The sequence below is a fragment of the Sphingomonas sp. Root710 genome, assembly GCF_001429065.1.
GTDB lineage: Bacteria > Pseudomonadota > Alphaproteobacteria > Sphingomonadales > Sphingomonadaceae > Rhizorhabdus.
This window is the reverse complement of the sequence record NZ_LMIB01000001.1, coordinates 279,937-306,526: the sequence shown is the minus strand read 5'-3', so window position 1 is coordinate 306,526 and position 26,590 is coordinate 279,937. Positions and strand designations below refer to the sequence as shown.

Annotated in this window: 25 protein-coding genes; 19 read left to right on the top strand and 6 right to left on the bottom strand. The window is 60.4% G+C overall.

Translation table 11 applies throughout. From position 1 onward, the window contains the following. The first annotated feature begins 126 nt into the window (after positions 1–126). From ASE00_RS01475 to ASE00_RS01435, 9 genes are all read left to right on the top strand, one after another. Positions 127–1,116, top strand: coding sequence for a VOC family protein (locus tag ASE00_RS01475; protein ID WP_056377191.1), 990 nt, complete (start codon positions 127–129; stop codon positions 1,114–1,116). Continuing rightward, the gene (locus ASE00_RS01470) at positions 1,113–2,252 is read left to right on the top strand and encodes an FAD-dependent oxidoreductase (RefSeq protein ID WP_082594403.1); all 1,140 of its coding nucleotides are present in this window, start codon (positions 1,113–1,115) and stop codon (positions 2,250–2,252) included. The genes ASE00_RS01475 and ASE00_RS01470 overlap by 4 nt, the downstream gene beginning before the upstream one ends. A gap of 22 nt (positions 2,253–2,274) precedes the next feature. Next, on the top strand, positions 2,275–3,201 hold the full coding sequence (locus tag ASE00_RS01465; RefSeq protein ID WP_056377187.1) for a 3-keto-5-aminohexanoate cleavage protein: 927 nt from the start codon (positions 2,275–2,277) through the stop codon (positions 3,199–3,201). Positions 3,202–3,240: 39 nt separating this feature from the next. Beyond that, positions 3,241–4,389, top strand: a complete 1,149-nt coding sequence (locus tag ASE00_RS01460) for an alpha/beta hydrolase family protein (RefSeq protein WP_056377184.1) — start codon at positions 3,241–3,243, stop codon at positions 4,387–4,389. Continuing rightward, entirely contained in the window at positions 4,386–5,429 is a 1,044-nt protein-coding gene (locus tag ASE00_RS01455; protein ID WP_056377182.1) for an SMP-30/gluconolactonase/LRE family protein, read from the top strand. The genes ASE00_RS01460 and ASE00_RS01455 overlap by 4 nt, the downstream gene beginning before the upstream one ends. A gap of 212 nt (positions 5,430–5,641) precedes the next feature. Next, positions 5,642–7,834, top strand: coding sequence for a TonB-dependent receptor (locus ASE00_RS01450; protein WP_082594401.1), 2,193 nt, complete (start codon positions 5,642–5,644; stop codon positions 7,832–7,834). 176 nt (positions 7,835–8,010) lie between these two features. Then, entirely contained in the window at positions 8,011–9,630 is a 1,620-nt protein-coding gene (locus ASE00_RS01445; RefSeq protein WP_162256388.1) for a phytoene desaturase family protein, read from the top strand. Beyond that, a complete protein-coding gene (locus ASE00_RS01440) occupies positions 9,627–9,845 on the top strand; it encodes a hypothetical protein (protein WP_056377176.1) in 219 nt (72 codons plus the stop codon). Before ASE00_RS01445 ends, ASE00_RS01440 begins: the two co-directional genes overlap by 4 nt. A 2-nt stretch (positions 9,846–9,847) precedes the next feature. Next, the gene (locus ASE00_RS01435) at positions 9,848–10,399 is read left to right on the top strand and encodes a nuclear transport factor 2 family protein (RefSeq protein WP_056377175.1); all 552 of its coding nucleotides are present in this window, start codon (positions 9,848–9,850) and stop codon (positions 10,397–10,399) included. 22 nt (positions 10,400–10,421) lie between these two features. Here ASE00_RS01435 and ASE00_RS01430 read toward each other — a convergent pair whose 3' ends face one another. The 4 genes from ASE00_RS01430 to ASE00_RS01415 are packed head-to-tail and all read right to left on the bottom strand — an operon-like array spanning position 10,422 to position 14,364. After that, a complete protein-coding gene (locus ASE00_RS01430; protein ID WP_056377172.1) occupies positions 10,422–11,186 on the bottom strand; it encodes an SDR family NAD(P)-dependent oxidoreductase in 765 nt (254 codons plus the stop codon). 36 nt (positions 11,187–11,222) lie between these two features. Beyond that, positions 11,223–12,545: an MFS transporter gene (locus tag ASE00_RS01425; protein ID WP_162256387.1), complete on the bottom strand. Its 1,323-nt coding sequence runs from the start codon at positions 12,543–12,545 to the stop codon at positions 11,223–11,225. A gap of 31 nt (positions 12,546–12,576) precedes the next feature. After that, positions 12,577–13,335, bottom strand: a complete 759-nt coding sequence (locus ASE00_RS01420) for an SDR family NAD(P)-dependent oxidoreductase (RefSeq protein WP_056377168.1) — start codon at positions 13,333–13,335, stop codon at positions 12,577–12,579. Beyond that, positions 13,336–14,364, bottom strand: coding sequence for an amidohydrolase family protein (locus tag ASE00_RS01415; protein WP_156405228.1), 1,029 nt, complete (start codon positions 14,362–14,364; stop codon positions 13,336–13,338). 318 nt (positions 14,365–14,682) lie between these two features. Here ASE00_RS01415 and ASE00_RS01410 point away from each other — a divergent pair, with 318 nt between their 5' ends. The 6 genes from ASE00_RS01410 to ASE00_RS01385 all read left to right on the top strand — a co-directional run bounded on the left by ASE00_RS01410 (position 14,683) and on the right by ASE00_RS01385 (position 20,354). Beyond that, positions 14,683–15,591 (top strand): methylenetetrahydrofolate reductase, encoded by a 909-nt coding sequence (locus ASE00_RS01410; protein WP_235538494.1) that lies wholly within the window; start codon positions 14,683–14,685, stop codon positions 15,589–15,591. A 16-nt stretch (positions 15,592–15,607) separates the two neighbouring features. Beyond that, a complete protein-coding gene (purU, locus tag ASE00_RS01405) occupies positions 15,608–16,462 on the top strand; it encodes a formyltetrahydrofolate deformylase (RefSeq protein ID WP_156405227.1) in 855 nt (284 codons plus the stop codon). A gap of 32 nt (positions 16,463–16,494) precedes the next feature. Further along, positions 16,495–17,334, top strand: coding sequence for a tetrahydrofolate dehydrogenase/cyclohydrolase catalytic domain-containing protein (locus tag ASE00_RS01400; protein WP_235538493.1), 840 nt, complete (start codon positions 16,495–16,497; stop codon positions 17,332–17,334). Beyond that, a complete protein-coding gene (locus ASE00_RS01395; RefSeq protein WP_056377162.1) occupies positions 17,324–17,788 on the top strand; it encodes a dihydroneopterin aldolase in 465 nt (154 codons plus the stop codon). The genes ASE00_RS01400 and ASE00_RS01395 overlap by 11 nt, the downstream gene beginning before the upstream one ends. Further along, a complete protein-coding gene (locus ASE00_RS01390) occupies positions 17,785–19,188 on the top strand; it encodes an aminomethyltransferase family protein (RefSeq protein WP_056377160.1) in 1,404 nt (467 codons plus the stop codon). The genes ASE00_RS01395 and ASE00_RS01390 overlap by 4 nt, the downstream gene beginning before the upstream one ends. 215 nt (positions 19,189–19,403) lie before the next feature. Next, positions 19,404–20,354, top strand: coding sequence for an alpha/beta hydrolase family protein (locus tag ASE00_RS01385; RefSeq protein ID WP_056377158.1), 951 nt, complete (start codon positions 19,404–19,406; stop codon positions 20,352–20,354). 98 nt (positions 20,355–20,452) lie between these two features. On the opposite strand, the gene ASE00_RS01380 is transcribed toward ASE00_RS01385, so the two are convergent. Continuing rightward, positions 20,453–21,331 (bottom strand): oxidoreductase, encoded by an 879-nt coding sequence (locus ASE00_RS01380; RefSeq protein WP_056377156.1) that lies wholly within the window; start codon positions 21,329–21,331, stop codon positions 20,453–20,455. Positions 21,332–21,381: 50 nt separating this feature from the next. Further along, the gene (locus tag ASE00_RS01375) at positions 21,382–21,801 is read right to left on the bottom strand and encodes an acyl-CoA thioesterase (RefSeq protein ID WP_082594395.1); all 420 of its coding nucleotides are present in this window, start codon (positions 21,799–21,801) and stop codon (positions 21,382–21,384) included. A 246-nt stretch (positions 21,802–22,047) separates the two neighbouring features. Between ASE00_RS01375 and ASE00_RS01370 the strand changes: the two genes are divergently transcribed. From ASE00_RS01370 to ASE00_RS01355, 4 genes are all read left to right on the top strand, one after another. Then, positions 22,048–22,257, top strand: coding sequence for a hypothetical protein (locus tag ASE00_RS01370; protein WP_056377153.1), 210 nt, complete (start codon positions 22,048–22,050; stop codon positions 22,255–22,257). After that, positions 22,245–22,475, top strand: a complete 231-nt coding sequence (locus tag ASE00_RS23685; protein ID WP_162256386.1) for a hypothetical protein — start codon at positions 22,245–22,247, stop codon at positions 22,473–22,475. Before ASE00_RS01370 ends, ASE00_RS23685 begins: the two co-directional genes overlap by 13 nt. A gap of 81 nt (positions 22,476–22,556) precedes the next feature. After that, positions 22,557–24,794 carry a TonB-dependent receptor gene (locus tag ASE00_RS01360; RefSeq protein WP_162256385.1) on the top strand — a complete coding sequence of 746 codons (2,238 nt, stop codon included), beginning with the start codon at positions 22,557–22,559 and terminating at the stop codon, positions 24,792–24,794. 129 nt (positions 24,795–24,923) lie between these two features. After that, entirely contained in the window at positions 24,924–26,411 is a 1,488-nt protein-coding gene (locus ASE00_RS01355; protein WP_056377149.1) for an aldehyde dehydrogenase family protein, read from the top strand. Positions 26,412–26,590: the final 179 nt, after the last annotated feature.

Genomic DNA, 26,590 nt, shown 5'->3' with positions numbered 1-26,590 from the left:
GGCGCGAAGGCAATATACGCCCCCAACCGTCGGCATTGCGCCCCCCGATTGTAAACATTGTAAATAGCAATTTTCCAGCTGCGCCCCGCCACGTCTAACTCGCCCAAACCAATGTTGGAGGCGGGGATGGCGATTGTCGGGATCGAGAGGCTGACCTATGCGGTCGAAAATCTCGAAACATCGACGCGGTTTTTTGAGGATTTCGGGCTGACTCGGGAAGAGGCGCCCGACGGACAGACCGTGTTCTTGCTTCCGGAAGGCTCTCGAGTGGTGCTGTTGCCGCATGGTCATTCCGCATTACCAACGATGTCCAAGGTGGTCGGCGACGGCGTTCAGGAGATCATTTGGGGTGTAGACAGTGTGGCGGCCCTCGAAGCCCTGGTCGCGAAGCTTGCGGTCGACTGCGAGATTAGCCGCGGCCCAGACGGCGCCGCTCGATTCGTGACTCCCTTCGGCATCGCGATGGGCCTTCGGGTGTTCGCGAAAACCGCTGTCACATGTGCGCCCGACCCTCTGAATGCGCCGGGACATGTGGGACGCATGAACCAGCATCGCAAATGGCGGCGCCGTGCGCGGCCCAAAGTCATTTCGCATTGCGTGTTCGCGGTCGCCGATTTCGACACGGCTTACCGGTTCATGATCGACAGGCTCGGCTTTCGGCTCACCGATATCCAGCGCGGCTTCGGCACCTATTTGCGGGCCGATGGTGCGATCAACCATCACAGCTTTCTATTGCTGAATGCGAACGCCCCGCTGCCCGACATGGACGGCCAGATCCGCTTCCATCATGCCAATTTCGGCGTTGAGGACGTGGACGAGATCATGATCGGCGCGAACTATATGCAGCGAAGAGGTTGGGAACCGTCGCATTTTGGCCTTGGCCGGCATCGCATCGACTCCGCACTGTTCTACTATTTGCCCTGCCCCGCGGGCGGCGAAGCTGAGTATGGCGCGGACACCGACTATGTCGACGATAGTTGGGTCCCGCGCGACTGGACCGTGCCGCTGTTCGGATATGCGCACCATGTGCACAATCTGCCCTCTTTCCTCATCGAGGAGCCGGCGTGGGAATTCAAATATTTGGGCGATGAAGCGATATCGGGAGCAAAGTCATGACCGCTATTTCGAGCGCGCTTGTGGTCGGAGCAGGTATTGGGGGATTGACTGCGGCCGTCGCCCTCATGCAGCAAGGTATTTCGGTCGAAGTCATTGAAATCGAGCCGGAGATCACCGTCTACGGCGTCGGGATCATCCAGCCGAACAATACGCTGCGCGCGCTCGACCGATTGGGCCTGGCGCAGGCGTGCGTCGAACAGGGCGCTCCATTTCCGGGTTGGCGAATCTACGATGCCGCCGGAAAGGTGCTCATGGACGCACCGGCCACCAGCGATGCCGCACCAGACTTTCCGCCAAATAACGGCATCACGCGACCCAAGCTGCACCGTATTCTGACCGGCGCCGCGGCCGAATTGGGCGTGCCGATCCGCTTTGGCACCTCGATCGTCACGTTCGCGGATACGCCCGAAGGGGTCGATGTCGCCTTCTCTGACGGCACCACAGGCCGATATGATCTCGTGGTCGGCAGCGACGGCCTATATTCGAACCTGCGCCGTAAGTTGTTCGGCGACGGGTTGAAGCCGGAATTCACTGGCCAAGGGGTGTGGCGCTACAACCTCCCTCGCCCGGCCAGCGTCGAATGGGGTGAACTTTATGTGGGGCCCAGCAGCAAGGTAGGGCTGGTACCTCTTTCGCCGACGCTGATGTACATGCTGATCGTTACACCGGAGCGTAAGGAAGCGCGATGGGAAGGTGCACAGCTGGCGGTCGAGATGCGCCAGAGGCTTGATGAATATTCCGGGCTAATCTCCGAACTGAAGCCGCTGATTACCGATCCCGCTCAGGTCGTCTACCGCCCCATGGAATCGATGCTTCTGCCGGCGCCTTGGATGAAGGGCAGGATCGTGCTGATCGGTGACGCGGCACATAGTACAACCCCGCATCTCGCCCAGGGTGCCGCAATGGCGATCGAAGACGCAGTGTTGCTGGCCGAACTCATGGCGCGTGACGCCCCGGTTCCAGCGCTTCTTGAGGAATTCATGTCGCGCCGCTTTGCGCGGGCAAAGTTTGTCGTCGAGTCCTCTCGCCAGATCGGCGACTGGGAGTTGGAAGAATGGGCCGGTGCTCTGACACCGGGCGCTGATCCCGGAGCGCTGCTCCACAACGCCACACAGGCGCTGATGGAAGCCTATTGACCGTAACTCCGAGGGCACATTCATGAGCAAGGTCATCATATCCTGCGCAATGACAGGTTCGGTGCATACGCCGTCCATGTCCGATGCGCTTCCTGTGACGCCGGAAGAGATTGCGGAGCAGTCCGTCGCAGCAGCGGAGGCCGGCGCCGCGATCATCCACCTTCATGCACGCATTCCCGAAACGGGGGCGCCCACGGGTGACCCGGACGTGTTCGCGCAGTTTCTGCCGCGCATCAAGCAGCGGACCGACGCCGTGATCAATATCACGACCGGCGGCAGCACGCGCATGACCGTTGAAGAACGGCTTGCCGCAGCGGTCAGATTCAAGCCGGAAATGTGCTCGCTGAATATGGGGTCGATGAACTTCGCCTATTTCGGTGCGGCGAAGCGGATCACCAACTGGAAGCACGGCTGGGAGGAAGCCTATGTCGTCAATTCGGACGACTACATCTTCCGCAATACGTTTCGCGACATCGACTATATCCTAACCAGTCTTCGCGAAGCTGGAACTCGCTTCGAGCATGAATGCTACGATGTCGGCCATCTCTATAACCTCGCCCACTTCGTTGATCGCGGACTGATCGAGGCGCCCTTCTTCATTCAGATGATCTTCGGGATTCTAGGCGGGATCGGTGCCGATCTCGACAATCTGATGTTCATGAAACAGACTGCCGACCGGCTGTTCGGCGCGTCCACCTATCAATGGTCGGTGCTCGGCGCCGGCCGTCATCAGATGCCGTTCATCACCCAGGCGGCGCTGCTGGGCGGACATGTACGTGTCGGCCTGGAAGACAGCTTGTTTATCGAACCGCGCAAGTTCGCCGTGTCGAATGCCGAGCAGGTGGCCAAGGCGGTCCGCATCCTCGCTGAGATGGGACACGAACCCGCATCCCCGGCAGAGGCTCGGGCCATGCTGGGCCTCAAGGGCGGCGACCGCACCGAAATCTAGGGACCGCCGCTTCGCACGGCCACAACAGGGATCGATCCAATGTACGAGCCTTTTCCCGGCAATTACGTCTGGAACTTGTCGGTCAACCTCGCCCTCGCCATGGGTGGCGTGATGGGAGAGATCGACCGCGCCAACGACGAAGTGCGCGATATCGCCAAACGGGGCGATGATGAAGGCACCGAAGCCTTCTTCAACGCCTGGGGCGCGATGGGAGACAGGCTGGTGGCGCTTGGCGACGAAGCAATGGCCGCCGGCCATGGGCTCAGCGCATCGCAGAAATACCAGCGCGCCACCGCATATTATATGACCGCCGAGCGCATGCAGAGCGTCCACTATGCGCCGCGCTGGCCGATGTACGACAAGATGCTCGACACGATGGGGCGCGCGATCGAATCCGGCGGACTGAACGCGGAGCCTGTCGAAATTCCCTATGAGGGCAAAAGCTTCCCCGGCCTGTTTGTTCGCGGCAAGGGCGAGGGTCCGCGGCCGTGCATGGTTTTCTGCAATGGTCTCGATAGCATAAAGGAAATGATCTACCTGATCACCCGCGACACGCTGGCTGATCGCGGGATCTCGATGCTGGCTATCGATCATCCGGGTGTCGGGGAGGCGCTGCGCAAGCGCGGCCTGACGGCCGTAGTGGAATCGGAGCGCTGGGCCGGGGCGGCCGTCGATTATCTTGAGGGGCGTGACGATGTGGACCCCGAGCGCATCGGAATGATGGGCTGGTCGCTTGGCGGCTACTATTCGCCCCGCGCCGCCTGCTACGAAAAGCGCTTCAAGCTCTGCGTCGCATGGGGTGCGAACCATAATTGGGGCGAGTTGCAACGCCGTCGCCTTCTTCGAGAGGGCGACATGCCCGTCCCACATTATTGGGACCACGTCATGTGGGTGTGGGGACAGCCCGACATGGAATCATTCATGGAGCTGATCCCGCGCATCACATTGGAGGGCCACCTCCAGAACATGACCATTCCTTTCCTGATCACCCACGGCGCCAATGATCGGCAGATTCCCATCGAATATGCTCATCAGAGCCACGACCAGGCGATCAACAGCCCGGATCTTGAGCTTAAATTCTTCACCGATCGTGAGGGCGGAGTGGAGCATGTGAGCGCCGACAATTCAGAAGTCGTGCGCAGCTACATCGCCGACTGGATCGCCGATCGGTTCGGGAGAATGGAATGACCCTCATTCAACATGGCCGTGGGCCAAACCCGCTCCTGGGCTTTTCTGTCGACAGGAGCAAGATCGGCACGATCGGGCACGATCTGCAGCGCCCGGAATGTATCCTGGCGGAGCGGGATGGAACCCTCTGGGCAGCCGATGCCCGCGGCGGGGTGATGCGGATCGCTCCCGACGGGAGCCAGCGCCTCATTGCGCAGTCGGTCGATACCCATTTTGACGTGGGGGCGGATGCCGCGGCGAGCCTGCTCGCGGGGACCCTACCCAATGGCCTCGCCTTTGCCGCAAATGGCGATATCCTGATCTCGAACTTCGGAACCGATCGGCTCGAGCGGATGACGAGGACCGGCGAAACCACGGTGCTGATTGACAGCATCGAGGGCAGACCGCTCGGCAAGGTTAACTTCGTCCTGCGCGACAGCCGGGACCGGATTTGGATCACGATCTCGACGATGATCAATCCGTGGAGCGATGCGATGACCCCGTCGCTTTCCGACGGATATATCGTTCTCCTGGACGAGAAGGGACCGCGGATCGTCGCAGATGGGTTCAGCTTTACCAACGAGATCCGCCTCGATGCGAAAGAAGAATGGCTCTACGTTGCCGAAACCACAGGCAAACGGGTCACGCGCCTGCGAGTTGGTGCCGACGGTTCGCTAAGCGACCGGGAAATATTCGGGCCATCCTCGCTCGGCACCGGGGTAATCGACGGTATTGCCTTCGACGCCTATGGCAATCTGTGGGCGACGATGATCTTTGCTGAGCGCCTGATCGCCATCACGCCGCAAGGTGACGTTCTCGAGCTTCTCGACGATGGCGATCCGGCTGGAACGGCTGCCTTTGAGCAAGCCTTCCACAGCGGGAAGCCAGTGCCATTTGAAACGCTGATGGGCGCAGGCGGTCAGATCTGCACGTGGCTCGCCAGCGTCACATTTGGTGGGCCCGACCTCTCCACGGTCTATTTAGGCGGCTTGCGGAGCACCGCGATCCCCTATTTTCAAAGCCCCGTCTCCGGCCTGCCGATGGTTCACTGGCAGGCCTAAGCCTGCCGATGATCAGCATGTTGGGACGCAATGTCTGGGATCGGCAATCACAATTGGTCAGGGATGCCCGAGCTATCTAGCACATACTGACGCGAGAACGCGATGGTCGAAGTGGTGCCGGAAGCGGATCCATTCAGTCGGCCGATAGTCGAGCTCGCTAGCCCAATATTCCATCCAAGGCTTGGGCGAGACAAAAAGAGGGAGGGGACAGAATGGCTATTGCAGCACTGCGACGTTTTTGGATCGTGAGCACCGTCTTGGGGGCCGGTATACTTCCGGTAGCCGCCCATGCGCAGGACGTGGCCCCACAAGCAGCCAATGCCGACACGGATCAGGCGCAAGGGGCTATTGAAGACATTGTCGTTACGGCCCAGCGTCGCGCTGAACGTCTCCAGGACGTTCCGATCGCCGTGTCGGCGCTCAGCAGCGAACAGCTTGCGGCGAAAGGAGTCGCCGGCACGCTCGATATCGCATCCGCAACCCCGGGCTTGACCTACACGCAGGTCGGCGGAACGGCCGCTCCAAGAATCCGCGGTGTCGGCAGCACGACCGCAATCGCCGGAAACGAAAATTCCGTCGCGACCTATGTCGACGGTGTATATTACGCTTCCTCCAATACGACGTTGCTGTCGCTCACCAATATCGACCAGGTTGCCGTCCTCAAGGGCCCGCAAGGCACTCTCTTCGGCCGCAATGCGACGGGCGGCCTTATCCAGATCACCACGCTTGATCCTAAACAGGAATTCAGCGGCAAGCTGACCGGGGGATATGGCAACAAGGACACCGTCACCGGATCGATGTATGTCACGGGTGGCCTCGCCGATGGCGTTGCCGCCGATCTGGCGGTCTATTATCGCAACCAGCGAGACGGTTTTGGCCGAAACCTCACGACCGGTGCCGACACCGGCGATTCCAAGGAATTTGCCGTCCGCTCCAAGTGGAAGTTCGAGCTCGGCCCGGACACCAAGCTGACGATTAGCGGCGACTATGTCGATGCCCATATGGCGGGTCTTGACCGTCGGCCTGTCACCGGCTCGACGCCGCAGGTTAGCGCGCCGTTCAACGGCGTACCGTTCACCGGCGGAAAGTGGGACACTTACAGCAACATCAGTCCCTCCTATACGAACCGTCAGGGTGGCGGCAGCGTCAATCTCACGCACAGTTTTGACGGCTTCGACTTCGTCAGCCTGACCGCCTATCGCGACTCGACCAGCCGGCTCATCTTCGACATCGACACTTTCCCGGCTGCGGTGATCCAGACTAACAACCTCGTCCGGGACACGCAGTTCAGCCAGGAATTCCAGCTGATTTCGAAAAGCTCGGGGCCGTTCGTCTGGACTGCGGGTGCCTATTACATCTGGTATCACGGGAACTATAAAGACGTTAATATTCGCCTGCCCACCGCCCTCCAGCGGTTCGAGTCAGGCCAGCGAACCAAGTCGCCGGCGATCTACGCGCAGGGTACCTATAAATTTGATGAGAGGACGTCGCTGACGATTGGCGGTCGTTATTCCTGGGAGACCCGGAAGCTCGACGCGAGCGGCACGACAACCGTGATCGCGACTGGTGCTGTCATACCGACAATCGCAACCGGCAAGATTTCAGTCAACAAGCCTACCTGGCGGGTTGCGCTCGATCATCGTTTCAACCCCGATGTTCTGGTCTATGCGTCGTATAATCGCGGGTTCAAGAGTGGCGGGTTCAATGCAGCCTCTCTCCTCTCCCCGCCCAATCCTTTCCTTCCCGAAAAGCTGGATGCTTATGAAGTCGGTCTGAAGTCGGATCTACTTGACCGCCACCTGCGCGTGAATGGATCTGCATTCTACTATGATTATTCGAACATTCAGGTCTCGAGCTTCATAAATGGTCTCATCAGGGTCAGTAACGCGGCGAAGGCGCGCATTTACGGTTTCGATCTTGAGGTGACCGCCAAGCCAACGGACGAACTGACTCTTACGAGCGGCGTGTCCGTGCTCAATTCGAAGTTCAGGGACTTCCCGGGTGCTCAGCTCTCCACGCCGAATGCGACGGGCGGCGGCAATACGATTGGCTCATTCAATGCCAAGGGGAACGACATACCCTATACGCCGCGATGGACGCTCGATCTCGGGTTCAATTACCGTGTGCCGCTGTCCAGCGGAAGCGTGGTCCTGAATGGAGCCTGGTTCCACAGCGACGGCTGGTATTCCGACCCCGACAATCGGCTGCAGCAGCGGCCTTACGATCTGCTGAACGGCTCGATCTCCTGGAATATCGGGGAGGACGAGCGGCTCAGTGTGGCGGTCTGGGGACGCAACCTGACAAACGAGGCCTACGCCACGACGCTTCAGTTCCAGTCTTATGCCGACATCACCGTAACCGCCCCCGGCAGAACTTTTGGCGCATCGCTAAACTACAAGTTCTAGTGGGAAGAACTGGCTGAGGATGAGCAAGTACTCATCCTCAGCCACATAACGGCCCGCGACAATGCTAGGGGCTCCATCGCGTTCGACCTCTTTCGGCTCGAGGAGGGAATTATAGTGGAGCGCTGGAGCCTCGACGGGCCGGTACCGGAAATGACCGCGAGCGGTCGCAGCGTGTTTTGAAAAATCGCACGCAGAGAGAGGGCGACCGCGTGACAACGAGTAAATTCGATGTTGTCCTGATCGGCTCGGGGCATAACGGTATGATCGCGGCGGCCTATCTTGCGAAGGCTGGCAAGAAGGTCCTGGTGCTCGAACGCAACGCGGTCCTTGGCGGCGGAACGATGACGCAGGAGCTGGTGGCTCCAGGTTTTCTGCACGATCCGCATTCGACTTTGCACATTCTGATCCAGGCAAACCCGGTCATACAGAATGACGAGCTGGGCCTTCTTTCGAAATTCGGCCTCGAATATCTCTATCCCGATGCCAACTTCTCGACGGTGTTCGACGACGGCGACTATATCGTCAGCTATACCGATCTCGATCGGACCTGCGCATCGATAGCGCGGATTTCTGAAGCCGACGCGCGAGGCTACCGCGCTTTTGCTGAACAAAGCTTGGCGCTGTTACCTATGATCGTTCAGGGCATGTTCGTGCCGCCGCCAACGCAGGGATTGTTCTGGGCGTTGCTGGATCAGAGCCCCGAGGGGCAAACGATGATGGCGAACATGCAACGCAGCATGTTGGACGTCCTCAACCAGTATTTCGAGAGCGAGAAGGTGAAGATTCACCTTCTCAAATGCGCCGCGGAGTTGCTTGTCGGGCCGGAGGAAAAGGGGACCGGGGCGCTGATCTTCAATATGGCCGGCTTCATCCACCGGTTTCCCTGGGGCATCCCGGTCGGCGGAAGCATCGCGCTGGCCAAGGCGCTTGAAGCCTGTCTGACGTTCCATGGCGCCGAGTTGCGCGTCAACGCAGAGGTCGAGAAGGTGCGGGTCGACGGCGGCCGGGCCCGTGGCGTCACGCTCAAGACTGGCGAGACCGTCGACGCCGACATCGTCATTGGCCAGATCCACCCCTGGCTGCTCGACGAAATGGTCGAGAACCTCGACCTGGCCGTAACCCGCCCTGCGCTCGCGACAGACACGTCGGGATTCTGCCTGATGTGGCTCATGTACGCGCTCAATCAGCAGCCGCAGTTCCGCGATGTGCCCGATGAAGCGCGCGCCGCGCAGACGAACTTCGCGCCGGCCTCTCTAGAGGCCTATTTGCGGACGTTCGACGACGTGCGCTACGGCGACCTGCCCCGCAGCGAGATGCTCTCGGTGCTCGACCACACGGTCTGGGACAAGCGCCGGGCGCCTGAAGGCGGGTCGACACTGACCGTCAGCGCCTTTTGCCCTTACGATCTGCGGGACGGTGGTGCCGATGCCTGGGAACACCGCGCTGCCGAGATCGAGACTCATATGCACGAGATGGTAGCACGGCGCTTTTCAAACTTGACCGCGGACACCATCGTGGGCCGGATCTTCCATTCACCGCTGGATGCCGCGCGCTATTCGCCCACATTTCAACGCGGCGATGTCGGCGGCATCGGCAAGTTCTTCTATCAGATTGGAGGCCACCGGCCCACACCGGCGCTCGCCCAATATGCGGTGCCCGGCGCCGAAGGCTTGTACCTCGCCGGCACGTTCATGCACCCCCCGGGCGGTGTCACGGGCGGAGGGCGCGCGACCGCGGTCCGGATCTGCGGCGACCTGGGGATCGATTTCGACAGCCTCTGCGGAGGGCAATCATGAAGCTGTACGGTCCTGACAAATCGATGCTGATGGAGATCCAATCGATCAGCGAGCACCCGGAGGGGCTGCTGATCGAGGGAAAGATCATGGGCGCCATGCCGATGAAGGCTGTACTGCGTCCCAGCGAGCTTCGTGGGGGGCGGAAGCTCATCGGAATGAGGCTGGCATGGCACATACTGCGCATGCTGTTCCAACGCGACAGATCGAAGAGCTGATCATGTCTGATGATTTTGAGCAAGTCGTCGCCGAACTGAAGGCGCGCCAGGACATCCATGACCTCCTCGTGAGATACTGCCGGGGCGTGGACCGCTGCGACACCGAGATGATCCGGAGCTGTTTCCACGAAGATGGTTGGGACAATCACGGCTTCTTCGACGGGCCGGCCATGGAGTTTGCCGAACAAGCCGCCCAGAGCCTCGCAACGCGCTTTACATCGACTCATCACTTCATGACCAACGAGCATGTCGAGATCGATGGCGACACGGCCCGCAGCGAAACGTGCAATCTCACAATCCTCCGTGCAGAAGCGGAAGGACGTAAGTCGGACACCTTGGCTTGGTCACGCTATCTCGACCGGATCGAGCGGCGGGACGGCGTTTGGAAAATCGCGCATCGCACGCTGGTCAGTGACGGTACGCATGTGATCGAAGTTGCTGGCGAGAATGCCCGTCTTAGTCAGGGTAAGCCCGGCGGTCGCCGGGCGCAGGATCCGTCCTACGGCTTCTTTGACCGGCGGCCTGGGGCGATCGACTCCGATCTCACGCCCTGACCCGCTCAATAGCCTCCAACGCTCAGCCCGCCGACTTCAGCGACCATCCTCCGTCGACCTTGAACTGGCATCCCGTAGCGTAGCGAGATTCGTCCGAAGCCAGATACAGCACGAGCTGGGCAATATCCTCCGGCTCTCCGCGGTCACCAAATGGTATCGCCTGCTTCACGCGCGCCTCGATGGCTTCGAAAGGCACGTCGGCAGTCTTGGCGATCGCGGCGAACATACTGTCGCTCATCCGGCTTCGGATCGAACCGGGGTGAACCGTGTTGCAACGTATCTTAGCGCCGTCTTGAGATCCTATTGCTGCGAAGGATCGCGCGAGATGCGTGGCGCCGGCCTTGCTGGCGCCATAGGCGAGCGCCCCTGAAGTCGCCATGTCGGTAATGGCGGAAGCCAGGATGATGACCGAACCTTCCTTCCGCTTCAGCATCTCGCCGAACACGGCCTTGCAGCCCAGGAAGGTACCTGTGAGATTGACGCCGAGTACACGGTTCCAGTCTGTCTCCGTGGTGTCCAGGCCGCGTTCGTGACTGCCCTCGATCCCGGCACAGTGGACGAGGACGTCGATCCGGCCGTGACGATCGACGATATGAGCCACTGTGCGAGCCCAATCGCCTGCGCTCGTCACGTCGAGCGGCAGAAAATTGCCCCCCCTTTCGTCCCCGTCATGAGGCAGATCGGCTCTGAAGACCTCCGCGCCTTCGTCCGACAGCATTCGGGCACAGGCCGTTCCGATACCGCCCCGCGCGCCCGTCACCAGCGCGATCTTTCCCATCACCCGCATGTCACTCTCCTGTGTCTTCGATAATTGAAAGGATCGCTATGTGAGCGTTGGCGGCGCCACCCTGAAGCGCCACAACAGAGCCACGCATATGATGGCCGGCGCTGCCATGAGCGCCGTAACTTCCATTCTACTGGCGCCTGCGGTGAACATAAGACCGGCGACGACCGGTGGGAGAATGCTGCCGAGCCGGCCCACGCCAATGACGAAGCCCGTTCCACTTGCGCGGGCATGCACAGGAAATGTGCGCTGCATGATGACGTAGAACGCCACCATGCCCCCCTGCAGGAAGAAGCCTGTCACGATGGCGCCCGCGATCAATAGGCCGAGGCTCGCCGGCAGAAGCGAAAAGAGCAGTATCAGAACGCCGCCAACTACCATCAAGGCCAGCGTCAAAGGCTTGATGCTGATCCACTGGGCACCTGCTGCGATGCTCATCCCCGCGGTTACGCCGCCGACGCTGAAAAAGGCGGAGACCAGCGCAGCTCGCGACGGCGAAAAGCCGAGATCGGCGACGAGGGTTGGCGCCCAAGTCTGCAAATAGAACTGCGGGATCATATATAGAAAGTACACCGCTGTGAGGATCAATGTGCTCTTGCCCATCCCTCCCCGGAACAGCGCAGCGATCGGCGCGCCAGCTTGCTCCGATGGCGGCAATGCGGACAAAATGGCATGGCCGCAGCGGCTGAGATAGGCATTTGCGCGCTCGAGCCCATCGCGGCCCGGGCGGGCTATGACGAGCGCCAGCGGATCGAGCAGGAAGCGCCAGACCAGCAGGAGCATCACGATGCCGAGTCCGCCTCCGCACAGGAAGATGGCCCGCCACCCGAATGCCTGGAGCAGCCAGGCCGAAAGAAATCCTCCCGAGATCGCGCCGATCCCAAAACTCGTCACCACGAAGCTTACGGCGGTGTCGCGACGGCGCGCGTTGGAATATTCCGCCGCAAGCGAATAGACTATGCTGATCACCACACCCAGGCCCATGCCGGTCAGCAGCCGCGAGATAGCTAGGTCGACAATCCCTTTGCTGAAAGCGGTCCAGAATGTCGCCGCCGTGATCACCACCAGGCTGGCGAGCAGCACGCGCCGGCGCCCAAAAGAATCCGCAAGCGGCGACAGGACGAGAGATCCTGCCGCCATGCCAAGCAGTCCGGCGGCGAGCACATAGCCGGTATCGGCTTTGGTGACGCCCCACTCCCGAAGCAAGGCTGGCGCGGCAAAAGTGATCGCGACGACATCAAAACCGTCGACCGCAGCCAACAGCCCGCAAATCGCGACTGCGAAAACCTGAAAGCGGCTCATGGGCGCGTCGCGGAGCATCGCGCGCGGATCGCTTGCCTGTTCGGCGGAAATTACTGTCACGTGGGACGCTCCGGCTATGGAAAGAGATGCATCAGTGGAAAACCGAGCCGCCGTCTGCCGCCAATACCTGTCCGGTAATGAAGCTGGCATCCGGGCCCGCGAGAAAGAACACGACGTTGGCGATGTCGGCAGGTAACTCATGGCGCTTCAGCAGGCGGGACGAGACCGCGACCTTTCCAAAGGCATCGACCAGGTCGGGTGAGGCTTGCACACGTTCGCTGAGCGTGAAACCTGGAGCGATGGCGTTGACCAATATGTTATCCTCGGCCAGTTCGCTGGCGAGCGATCGGGTCATTGCGATGACGGCACCTTTGCTGGCGACATAGTGCATCAGCCCGGACGTCGCCTTGAACGCGGCTCCCGACGCGATGTTGATGATCCTTCCTGCACCTGCGGCCCGCATGTGTGGCGAGACGGCGCGACACATGCGAAAAATCCCCACGACATTCACATCATAGATACGGTGCCAGTCAGTTGCGATCAGCTCCTCGAAAGGCTGAGGCTTCAGTTCGGCCGCGACCGCTGCGTTGTTGACCAGGATGTCGATATGGCCGAAGCGGCTCATCACCCCGTCAACGAGCGTATCAACGCTCACCTCGCTCGTGACGTCGCCCTGCACGGCGATCACGTCATGCCCGGCGCCGGCCAGCATGTCCGCGGCCTCTTCCTGCCCCCGGACATCGCTGATGACCACCTTGGCACCTTCCTCGGCAAGGCGCCGCGCGACTGCGAAACCGATGCCGCGTCCAGCCCCGGTAACGACCGCACAAGCGCCTTCGAGCTTGGCCATTTAGGCAATGTCCAAAAGCGTGGCGGCGTTACCACCCGCAATCTTCGCCTGATCAGCCTCGGTCAGCGCCGTGCTGGCGAGGAAGTCGATGGGGTCGAGTGCGGCCACGGGATAATCGCCACCCAGCACGACGCGGTCGATTCCGACCCGCTCGACGAGCAGTTCAAGCGTGCGGGGGTCGTAAACGCAGCTGTCATAGTAGAAGTCCGTGAGATACTCGCTCGGCTTCTTACGGATGTTCTTCGTCGTATAGGGCTTATCGGTTACGTTGCGATCGAGCCGGCCCATATAGTGCGGCATATAGCCGCCGCCGTGCGCCATCACGATTTTGAGACCGGGCAACCGGTCCATGACGCCTTCGTAGATCAGCGAGGACATCACCCGCACTTCCTCGATCGACTGCCCGATCGAGTTCCACAGGGCATATTGCTGAAACCACATGTCGGTCACGCCCTCGGGATGGATGAACACGATCATCCCGCGGTCTTCGATCGCCGACAGCAAGTCCGTGAATCGTGCTGCGCCGAGATATTCGCCGCGGTAGTTGCTCGGCAGCTGGATGATACGAAACCCCGCTGACGCTGCCCATTCGATCTCGTCGAGCGCCATGCGCATGTCGCCCAATGGCACCACCACGGTGCCGATGAAACGATGCGGATGGGCGTCGACCCAACGTGCGCATTCATCGTTTACCAGCCGCGTCATGCGCCGTTCGGAATCAGGCGTCGCCCAGGCCCTGCTCTGCACCACGTCGCAAGACGTCAGAATGTTCACATCGATGCCGCGCGCATCCATGTCCTCAATCTGCATTTCAGGCCGGAACATGCGCTGGAATGAAGGCAGTTCAGGGGAAAGCATGTTCTCGCCGAAGCACGAAGACACGCTGTGCGGATGACTTTCCTCGAACACTTCCCGCCGCAAGAAGTGCGCATGGAAATCGATGCATTTGGAGCAATGGCACCGCAGGCGATCCGCTATTTCGACCGACATGTGATCATCTCTCCTGATTTCTCTGTCATATTCCAGCACGCCTGATCAGCGACCGGAGCCGCCACCCGCCCGAAAAGCCGTGCCGGGCCGATGTTAAGAAATGCTGGCACGAAGGCCAAAGGGCGGCCAATCGGATTATTCTATCCGAAGCATTGCCATACGCCATGGTCGGTTTTCGCGCCTCACCATTGCAAGCCCAAATCGCTGGCATCGAACATCACGATTTTTCAGTCTCCCGTCGCCTTGCTTAGGCTTACCCCATTCAGCGCTGGAAAGGTGAGGAGGCGAAGGTCGTCGCGGCGAACGTCTGCGGTTGTCTCACGTCCGGCGCTTCCAATAGTCGGCAGGACGCTAATGATGATGCCTCGGGAGAGCAGGGCTGGAGATATCGGTGACAGCAGTTCGCCTCGCGCATTGCTGGCTGATTGCTCGCTGGAGATCACGGCCCGGGATGCCGCCGCGCTCGACGAGGTCCGCGCCGACCTGCCTTCGGGCACACAAGTGTCGATCACCTATCTTCCCGGCGATTCCATCGAGAAGCTGATCGACGCGGCAGCGCGAGTACGCGGTGCAGGTTTCGAACCGGTCCCCCATATTTCGGCGCGCAGGCTATCCTCCCTCTCAGAGCTGCAGCGTTTTCTATCGGGGCTCGCCAGTGGTGCCGGCATCGATCGTCTCTTCGTCATCGGCGGCGATCCGGCGCAGCCGGCTGGGCCATTTTCAAGCGCCCTGGATGTTATCCAATCCGGCTTCCTGGAGGATTTTGGCATCCGCAAAGTCGGTATTGCCGGTTATCCGGAAGGGCACCCCCAGCTGACGCAGGAGGTGCTGCGCAGGGCCATGTCCGACAAGTTGGAAGCCTTGACGCGCCGGGATATGGATGCCGAGATCGTCACCCAGTTCGTGTTCGACGCCGATCATGTTCTTGGCTGGCTGACGGCGCTGCGCGCGGACGGGATCGATGCGCAAGTTCGTATCGGCGTGCCTGGGCCAGCATCCATCAAGTCGCTGCTGCGCTTTGCTTCGAGGTGCGGCGTGTCTGCGTCGACCAAGGTCCTGGCCAAATACGGCATATCGCTCACGCGGTTGCTCGGGACAGCAACGCCCGACATTCTGGTCGAGGCGCTCGCGCAAGGGCTCTCAGAGTCCGCGCATGGCGGCGTGACCACGCATCTCTATCCTTTTGGCGGGGTAGCGCAGTCCGCTTCCTGGCTGGCGGGCCACCTCCGCGACGGAGCAAGGCCGGAAAAGCTCCGCCCGCGGTAGATAATCAGAGGGGGTTATCGTGATCGAACTAGTGCTCACTTTGTCATGCCCGGATCGGCCCGGTCTGGTGGCCGATGTTGCCGGAGCCGTTGTGGCTTTCCAGGGCAATATCGTCGAAGCTTCACAGTTCAACGACATGGAAACGGATCGCTTCTTCATGCGCGTTCGTTTCGCTCTGTCCGCAGACGCGGAAGCTCCCTTCCGTGCCGCGCTTGAAGCGTTGGCGCGAGGGCACCAGCTGGATTGGGAGCTGCGGCGAACCGACGCCGTGCGCAAGGTGTTGATGCTTGCCTCCAACTCCGGCCATTGCCTCGGCGATCTGCTCTATCGCAATCGTATCGGGGAGCTGGCGATGGACGTGGTCGGGATCGTCAGCAATCATCCGCGCGATGCTTTGAAGATCAATCTCGTCGGCGACATTCCGTTTCACCATCTTCCTGTTACCAAGGAAACCAAGAGCGAGCAGGAAGCACGCATCAAGCAGATCGTGACCGACAGCGGCGCCGATCTCGTCATCCTTGCGCGCTACATGCAGATTTTGTCGGACGATCTGGCAAGTTTCCTGTCGGGCCGGTGCATCAACATTCACCACAGTTTTCTGCCCGGGTTCAAGGGCGCGCGGCCCTATCATCAGGCCCACGCGCGGGGCGTGAAGATGATCGGCGCTACCGCACATTACGTAACCGCAGATCTGGACGAGGGTCCTATCATCCATCAGGATGTCGAACGCATAACCCACGCAGACTCCCCCGCCGATCTGATCCGCAAGGGCCGCGATATCGAGAAGCGCGTTCTCGCTGCCGCGGTTCAGCTCCACCTTGAGGATCGCGTGCTCCTCAACGGCACCAAGACCATCGTGTTTGCGAAATAGTGCAAGTGGCTAGAACTATCGATGGCAAGGCGATGGCCAAGGCCCTCACGGACCGCGTGTCGGAGGACGTGGCGGCCTTAGCCTCGGCGACGGCAGTAGCGCCTACGCTTGCCGTCATTCTGGTCGGTGAAGATCCAGCCAGCCAGGTTTATGTCGGCCGAAAAATTGCAGCATGCCAAAAGGCTGGCATAATTTCGCGCGAGCATCGCCTCGACCATGCTACCAGCCAGACTGCGTTGCTGGACCTGATTGAGCAGCTGAACGCCGATCCCGATGTCCACGGCATCCTCGTTCAACTTCCCTTGCCGAAAGGAATTGACGCCGGGGCAGTGCTCGACCGGATCGATCCGGCGAAGGACGTCGATGGCTTCCATCCGGTGAACGTTGGCCGGTTGTCAACGGGATCGGACGGCCTTGTTCCCTGTACGCCGTTGGGATGCATGCTGTTGCTGGAAAGCGTCATCGACGACTTCCGGGGCCTCAACTGCGTGGTGATCGGCAAATCGAACATCGTCGGAAAGCCGGTCGCGCTCCTATTGCTCGACCGCGAATGCACCGTCACGATCACCCACATCCTGACTCGCGGTCTGCAAGACATCGTCCGCACCGCCGACATCGTGGTCGTTGCGGCCGGCAGCCCAGGTCTCGTGCGCGGCAATTGGGTGAAGGCCGGTGCCGTGGTGATCGACGTCGGCATCAACAGGATCGTGGATGCCGACGGCAAACAACGCCTCGTGGGTGATTGCGCGAGCGAGGAACTCGGCCACGCTTCCGCGCTGACGCCTGTCCCCGGCGGCGTCGGGCCGATGACCGTCGCCTGCCTTCTCGCGAATACGGTGCGCGCCGCCAAGGCGCAACGACATGTCGCCTGACGGCGCCATCTCGTCCGCGACCGGCGCTTTCGCCGACGACGACGACGCGTTGGTCGAGGTACACGTTCGAGACCTGTGCATCGGTGCGCTGATCGGCGTACATGATCATGAGAGCGGTCGGCATCAAGGCTTGAGGATATCGGTTCGAATGGTCGTCCGCCCACCAAAACGGGATCGGATAGAGGACACGATCGACTATAACGACATTGCGGTTTCCGCGTCGGCGATCGCACGCGATCACATCGCCCTGATCGAGACATTTGCAGGGCGGCTCGCCGCCGCTTGCCTCAACAATGTCCGCGTGACGGAGGCCGAGGTCGTAGTGGAAAAGGTGGGGGCTTTGGTCAATGGCAGCGCCTCGTGCCGCGTTCGGCTCAGGCGGGCTTGCCTACCCAGTGGCCAAGCGGCTTCTTCGGGCCAACGAATATTCAAGACAGAAGGTGAGATGCGATGAAAAGCCTACAAGATCTGATCGACTCTAAGTCGAACCTGGTTGACTATTTCTACAACGACACCGTGTCGCAGTTTCACCGGTCACGAACGGACCTGTTTTCGTCATTGGGTTTGATCCAGCGTGAATATAGCAATTGGCGCGACGAGCACCGTGCAGCACGTGAGTCCTGCCTGATCGTCAATCAGTCGCATCACATGCCGGTTCTTTATGTGCGCGGGCCCGATGCCAGGAGGATGTTGAACTATTTGTCGCCCTGCTCCTTCGAAAATCTTAGGACCGATGGGGCCAAGCAGTATTTCGCGGTCACGCCGCGCGGGCATCATATCGGCGACTGTGTGATGAACTGGTATGGCGATGATAAGGGATTCGAGCTGATCAGTGGAATGCCGCTGCTGAACTGGGTTCGTTATCATGCCGAAACCGGCAATTACGACGTGGAGCTCGAATTCGATCCGACGACGCCATATCACCCGACCGGGCAGCGCACGAAGTTCCGCTTCCAGGTCGAGGGGCCCACAGCGCGCCAGGTGCTGGAGGACGCGGCGGGCGGCGCGTGGCCGGAACTCAAATTCTTCCGCAGCGCCATGGTCAATATCGCAGGTGTCGAGGTCCATGCGTTGCGTCACAGCATGGGCAGTGTCGGCGGTGCCGAGTTGGCCGGTCCTTATGATCAGTTGGAACGCGTTCGAGACGCCCTCCTCGCTGCGGGGGAAAAAAATGGGATCGTTCAAGGCGGAACGATAACCTATTTCAGCAATGGTTCGGTCAGCGGCTGGGTCCCCTATCCGCTACCCGGCATCTACACCGGGGACGAATTGAAGGCGTATCGCGAATGGCTCCCGGCTGAGGGCTGGGAGGCCAATATGCAGCTTGGCGGAAGCATGGTTTCCGGGAATATCGAGGATTATTACTGGACGCCGTCCGCCCTTGGATATGACCGGTTCGTGAAGTTCGATCATGATTTCATCGGCCGGGAGGCGCTGGAGGCGGCACAGGATAAGCCGCGCCGCGTTCGCCGCGTGCTGCAATGGCATCCCGACGACCTCGCACGAGTCTTCAGCTCGCAATTCGGTGAAGGCGACGCATTCAAAGCGATCGACCTGCCCACCCCGATGTATGGATGGCCGCAGGCGGACGAGGTTCGCACGACCGACGGCAAGCTGGTCGGAATGTCGCAATACTGCGCCTATGTGCTGAACGAACATGACCTGATCTCCACGTCGCAGATCGATGAGGAATATGCCGCGCCGGGCACCGAGCTCGTCATGACCTGGGGCGAACCCGGCGGCGGCTCGCGCAAGCCGCACGTCGAGCGCCATGTCCAGACGACGATCAGGGTGACGGTGCACGAGGCACCTTACGCCAAGGTCGCCAAGCAACTGCAAAGGGCGGCATTATAGCCGCCCGAGGCGCCCATTCCCCTTGGACGAGATCGGGCAGCCGAGATGTTTGGAAGGCTGCCCAACATCGATATGCCCTATCGCAGCTATCGCAAATCGCCATTTTGACGAGTGACTGACGCTTCCTAGATAGGTCGACTATGGTCTGCGGGGCGCCTTCTCGCGCGGGGATCGATCGCCCGCATGCAAGACCCGCAATATTCTGGAGCAGGACGATGAGCGAAGCGGTTGCCGACACGAAGATATGGACGCAGAAGGAAATCGCCGAGACGATCGACCGCTTTGTTGCGGGGTACAGGACGGCTGCGCGATCCCCTATCCTGAAAAATCCCGGCGATTACGGTCTCGCCTATGAAGACGTCTGGATTCCGGCCCTCGATGGCGTTCCGCTGGAAGCCTGGCTGGTCCCGTGCGAGGGCTCTGACAAACTGGTGATTGCCAATCATCCGAAGAACTTCAACCGCTACGGCTTCGCCTCGCATCTCGACCCCTGGAAGCAGTTTGGCGCGATCGGCGGCAATGATTTCGAGGTGGATTTCGTGCGGGACATCAAAATCCTGCATGATGCCGGCTACAACGTCCTGACATACGACATGCGCAACCATGGGCACAGCGGAGCCGCAAATGGCGGCATACCGACCGCCGGCATCTATGAATATCGCGACGTCGTCGGATCGATCGAATATGCGAGGACGCATCCCAGATTGCGAGACATGGCGATCGGCCTGTTCAGCCGCTGCTTTGGCGCCAATTCGACGATCGCCGCCATGGCCAGGATGCCCGACGCCTTCACCGGAATAAAATGTCTCGTCGCGTGCCAGCCGCTGTCGCCGCGACACTTCCTGGAACGCACGATTGAACTGCTGGGCCTGCCCGACGGCACCGCCGCGGAGATCGAAAGACAGGTCTCGCTCGCGATCAGCTTCACGCTTGACCAGTTCTCCCCGGTCAGCCGCGCCGAACATGTCACGGTCCCCACGTTCATCTATCAGGTGCGCAACGACGTGATGACGCGCGAGAGCGACGTCCAGGCGATTTTCGACAATGTGGCGGCGAAGAAGAAGCGGCTCCATTGGATCGAAGGATCGACGCGGCGATGGGACGGCTACAATTACTTTTCCGCCAACCCCGCCCCCATGCTGGAATGGTTTGACGAATATATGTGATCGCCGGACCTGTGGCAGAGATGGGCCAGGTCGACGCACGAAGCGACGCCCCCGGCCCGTCGCCCACGCCCTTGATCGGCGCGGGCTCGTTTATAGGGTTATACGGTCTCGGCGGCGGCAATGCCGTCCAGCTTCTCGAGTGCAGCCGGCGTCAGATCGACATCGCCCGCGAGCAGGTTCTCGCCAACCCAGTCGATCCGGGGCGAGCCTGGTATGAGCAGGATGTTGGGCGAACGCCTCAGCAACCACGCAAGGGCGACCTGCACCGGAGTATGGCCGAGTTCGGCCGCCACGTCGGACAGGATGGACGATTGAAGCGGCGAGAAGCCCCCGAGCGGGAAAAAGGGCGTGAAGGCGATCCCTTCGGCCGCCAGCTCGTCGATCATTGCATCGTCGGCGCGCATGCGAAGATTATACATGTTCTGAACACAAACCACCGGTGCGATCGCCTGGGCTTCGCGCACCTGCGCCATGGTGGCGTTGCTGATCCCGAGGTGGCGCACCAGGCCTTGCTCGCGCAGGCGTGCAAGCACCGTCCATTCGCGTTCGATCGAGGCTTCGGCGGGGCGCACCTCGCCGTCGCCGAGCAGGCGCAGATTGACGACGTCGATCACGTCTTTGCCGAGATTGCGCAGATTATCGTGCACCGCCTTTTCGAGATCGGCATCGGAATAGGCTTCGTCCCACGACCCGTTTTCGCCACGAAAAAAGCCGATCTTGGTGACGATGGTCAGATCTTCGGGATAAGGCGCTAGTGCTTCCCGGATGATCTCGTTCACGACATGCGGACCGTAATAGTCGCATGTGTCGATGTGGTTGATGCCCAGGGCGACCGCTTCCCGGAGCAGCGCCACGGCGCCGGCCCGATCGGCGGGCGGTCCCCATACATTCGCTCCGGCCAATTGCATCGCGCCATAGCCGATCCGCCGCACAGTGCGGTCGCCGAGGGTATAGGTGCCTGCGCTTTCGATTGTCATATCCTGCTCCTTTCGGCCATTGCCGGTTTATCGCTGGGACGCGCCGGGGTTCACTCCAGCAAGGTCTCGAGCGCCGAACGCCAGCGCGGCGGCAGCGAGACCGGGCGGCGTCCCGCGCGATCGACATAGACGTGCGTGAAATGCCCCTCCGCGGCGGCTGCCACTTCGCCTTGCGGGAAAATTCCGAGATGATAGGTGACGCTGGAATTGCCGATCCGGGCGACGGACAAACCGATATCCAAATTCTGCGGGAAACCGATCGGGGCTGCGTATCGGCAGCCTGTCTCCACGACAAGGCCAATAGGATCGCTCGAGCCGAGATCGAGCAGTCCTTGCTCGATCAGCCAGCTTTGGACGACAGTGTCGAACCAGGTATAATATTCGACGTTGTTGACATGGGCGTAGATGTCGATGTCGCGCCAGCGGGTGGCGACCATATGCCAGTGGCGGTAGTCCGTCCGTAATCTCATGATCGATCTGCCCACCCCGGCTCCTATCGACATTCGGCTCGTCGAACTCGCGGCCGCTTGACGCGATTCTGCTGACAGGCCCATCACGCTGCGGCCAATCGTAATTCACGATCCTTGATATCGCTGCGCGGAATGCGGTCAGACCATCGCCCGCACGGATAGCGTCGCTCGAAGAGCGCCGAGCGTAAGCAAGAGACAGCCGATCAGCGCGGCACTGCCCAGGGTCGTCACCGCCATCCGGCCGATATGGACCGTCAGGCTGCCCGTGGCGATCTGCCCTGCAGCAATGCCAAGCCTATGATCGCAAACGGCGCGATCAGCATGACCACCGCCATTGTGAGGAATTCGGCCGCGGCCAGGCGTGATGCGGAAGCCAACGGAACCCCACCGGCGACGAACGCGTCGACGAAGATCGGCGCGATCGTACCGATAGATGCGCCGGATTGGAAAGCGTGACCAGCGCCAGCAGCGTTGTCCAGCCCGTGGTGCTCGCCATGCGCCCGCCTGCAGCTTCGGATCCGGAGTCCGAATTGCGCGCCCCCTCGCGTCCGCCGAACATCGCGCGGCTTCTGTCTCCGCGCATGTTGAGCGGAAGGAATGACAGTCACGACTTGCAATTCTCGATGGTTGATATCGGCGATCGCGATTGGACTGCCGATAAATGCAATGCCTAGACCCGCCGAAAAGCAAGGCGGGATTCCAGGATTACACCGCCCAATAAATAATATGTGCAAACAAATATGGGGAGAATGTTCGTGAAGAGGATCTTCAAGCTATCAGCGAGCGCCATTGTCCTTTCGATGATGTCGCAGCCCGCCTTTTCTCAGTCTCGATTGCCCGAAGAAAGAGCGAGTGAGGCGACGACATCGTCGAACAACGAGGCCGCCATAGCGGACATTGTCGTTACCGCGCAGCGCCGGAGCGAGCGCCTGCAGGACGTTCCCATTGCGGTGACGGCGGTGACCGCAGAAAAACTCGCGAATGTCGGGATCACGAGCGCTCAGGATCTCAGTCTCGTAGCGCCGAGCTTGTACCTTCCAGTGGCTGCCGGCAGCATCCAGCCGCGAATCCGCGGCGTCGGCACGACGTCGAGCGGTGTCGGCTTCGAGAACCCGGTCGCGCTCTACGTCGACGGGGTCTACATCGCCAATGCCGCCTCCGGGTTGCTCACGCTCAACAACATCGAACGCGTCGAGGTTCTCAAGGGGCCGCAGGGTACCCTATTCGGTCGGAACTCGACCGGCGGGCTCATTCAGGTCGTTACCAAGGATCCCAAGCAGACCGCAGCCGGATCGTTCAATGCGAGCTTCGCGCGCTTCAACGACCTCACTCTCGGCGGCTATCTGACCGGCGGGCTCGGCGACAAGGTCGCTGCGGATCTGGCGGTTCGTTACCAGAGCCAGGCCGAAGGTTGGGGAACCAACCTTGCCACGGGCAAGGACGTCAACCGGATCGAACACGACATCGCCGTGCGCAGCAAGTGGCTGTTCGAGCCCGATGACGCCACCAGGATCCGCTTTGCAGTGGACTATGCCGACCGACGTGATTCCATGATCGCCTTCCACGCGACGCCGGGCTATCCGCTGACGTTCAACAACGCATTCTTCGGCGGTCCATATGATCAAGGCGGCCGCTATGACAACAACAAGGACCAGCCCGAGATCGCGCGTTTGAAAACCGGCGGCGTGTCGCTGCAGATCAACCACGATATAGGCAGTGTCGCCTTTCAGAGCATCACTGCCTATCGCAAAACGCGGTTTAATTTCGATCTCGACCTCGATCTGACGCCGATCAGGATCGTCGCATGCTGCGGCAAGACGCGGGCGCAGCAGCTGAGCCAGGAATTTCAGCTATCCTCGACGGGCGCCGGACCGTTGAAGTGGGTGGCCGGGGTTTATCTCTGGTCGGCCAAAGACGAATATACGCGGCTCGATATCATTCTCGACAACGGACTGGGTTTTACGCCCAGCGGCGTCACCGATATTCGCGATATCAACGCGCAGCGAACCAAATCGGCCGCCGCCTACGCGCAGGGAAGCTATGAAATTCTCCCCGATACTACGCTTACCCTGGGCGGTCGTTACACCTACGAGCGTAAGACCGAGTCCGGAACGGAAAACATCTACGACGGCGTGAATGGTCCGCTGTTCATCGCCGGCCCTTACCCTGCCGCGGGGATTCCGACGAAGCTGACTTTCAAGCGCTTTAATTATCGCATCTCGCTCGATCACAAATTCAGCCCGGATATCCTGGGTTATGCTTCATATAGCACAGGCTTCAAATCCGGCGGTTTCAACCCCTCGCAAGCTCAAAATCCGCCCTTCAACCCTGAAGAGATCAAGGCCGCCGAAATCGGCTTGAAGACGCAACTGTTCGACCGCCGTCTGCGGTTCAACGTCGCCGCCTTTCACTATGATTACTCGAATATTCAGGTCGCCCGTTTCCTGAACGGCACCCAGCAGGTCACCAATGGCGCCAAGGCGGAGAATTACGGCTTCGACCTCGATGCCGACCTCGTTGTCGGAGGCGGACTTTCGTTCAGCGGAGGGCTTGGCTATGTCCATGCCCGGTTCAAGTCCTTCCCCGGTGCCGACCTCTATTCCGGCTTCAAGGGATGCGCTCTGCCGCTTGGCCAATTCTGCAGCGCCTCGGCCGCGGGCAACCAGTTGCCGGGCGTTCCCGCCTGGACCTGGAATATCGGCGGGGAATATCGGACGGATCTGGGGAGCGGCGAAATTGCCCTGAACCTCACCTATTCGGGCGTGAGCAAATGGTTCGCAGCACCGGACAACTATGCCTTCCAGCCGGCCTACCAGCTGCTCAACGCATCAATCGGCTGGACGGATTCTAGCCAGCATTACTCGATCCGCGTCTGGGGCAAGAACCTGACCAATGAATATTATGCGATCGGAATCTTTGAGGCTAACCAAGGCGTCAACAGCGAGTTGGCGGCGCCGAGAACCTACGGCGCTACCGTTGGCTTCAAGTTTTAGTCGGTATGTCGCGATCGATCATGGCTCGATCGCATTCGCGCCCGTGGTCGGGGATGGGGCTCGCGTCCCATCCCCGATCGAAAGCCCTGCTCGTCGCCGTTGCGCAACTTCTGCTTTAGGAGAAATCAGATGGAATTGACACTCGACCGAACGAGAGAAGCGGCTGCGCAGTTGAGCCAGAAAGCCGTGTACGGTCATTTCATCGGCGGCGAATGGGTGGAGGGCGATAGCGGTGACACGATCGCCCTGGAGAATCCGGCGACCCGGCAAGTGCTTGCCTATATTCAATCGGGCAATGCGAAAGATGTCGACCATGCGGTTCAGGCGGCCTCGGCGGCGTTTCCGGCATGGTCGCGATCATCTTCGCTGCGGCGCCAAGAAATCTTGCTGGCCATCGCGCAACGGCTGCGCGACCGGCATTTCGACTATGCGATGATGGAGACGCTCAACAACGGCAAGCCGATTTCCGAAGCATATGCGATGGACGTGAATTGGGCGATTGCCCAATTCGAGTATTTCGCAGGCACGCCATGGCATATCCAGGGTCAGACTCTCGATTTCGACGATGCCACGATGATCGTGCACCGCGAACCGATCGGAGTAGTGGCTCAAATCATTCCCTGGAATGTGCCGTTGACGATGGCGGCGATGAAACTTGCGCCAGCCCTCGCTGCGGGCTGTACGGTGGTGCTGAAACCGGCCGAGGTCGTATGCTGGGCTGTCATGGAGTTTATCCGCGACATCGCCGATCTCCTGCCTCCCGGCGTCGTGAACGTCGTCACCGGCTACGGCGCCGCGGTCGGTGGTCCGTTGGTGACGCATCCGAAAGTTCGAAAAGTAGCTTTCACCGGATCGCGCGCTACCGCGCAGAAGGTTATCGAGAATGCTGCTGCAAACATCATTCCGCAGACGATGGAACTGGGAGGCAAATCGGCAAATATCGTGTGCGAGGATGCCGACGTGGAAGCCGCGGCAATGTCGGCGGTGATCACGACCGTCTTCAACAAGGGTGAGGTCTGCATCGCCGGCACGCGTGTTTTTGTGCATGCCAAGGTTGAAGATGCTTTCCTCGACGCTTTCGCGCGGGGTTTGGCCTCCATCCAGCAGGGTGATCCGCTCGATCCGGCAACCCAACTGGGCGCGATGGCCTCAAAAGCTCAATTCGATAAGGTGCGCGGCTATCTCGATCTGGCACCGCAAGAGGGCGCTAGTATCTTCTTTGGTGGTAATGCGGCGTCCATTGCCGGTCAGGAAAATGGCTACTTCATCGAACCCACGATATTTACGGATGTGCGTAATAATATGCGCGTCGCTCAAGAGGAGATTTTCGGGCCGGTGACGTCGGTCATTCGCTGGACCGACGAGGAGGATATGCTGCGGCAGGTAAACGACGTCGAATATGGTCTCGCCGGCGGACTATGGACCAACGACCTGCGCCGCGCCCACCGGATCTCGCGAGCCATGGAAACCGGAATGGTCTGGATCAACCGCTACTACAACATCAAACCGGGAACGCCCACGGGAGGGTTCAAGCAAAGCGGATTTGGACGCGAGTCCTGCCTTGAGACCCTTAATCACTACACCCACACGAAGTCCGTCGTGGTGAACTTGGCGTGAAATAACCGACGCGAATTGTTGATCGATCGCCGGTTAGCTTGATCGTGGCCAGGCGGTTCGAGCGACCATTGGCGTCAGGGGCGAGGCGTGAAAATATCTCTGGGCAATGACTAACGTCGTTGCCCCGCTCCGCGGGATCGCGGTACTCGATGACCTGAAAGGCCTGATCGAGGCGCCCC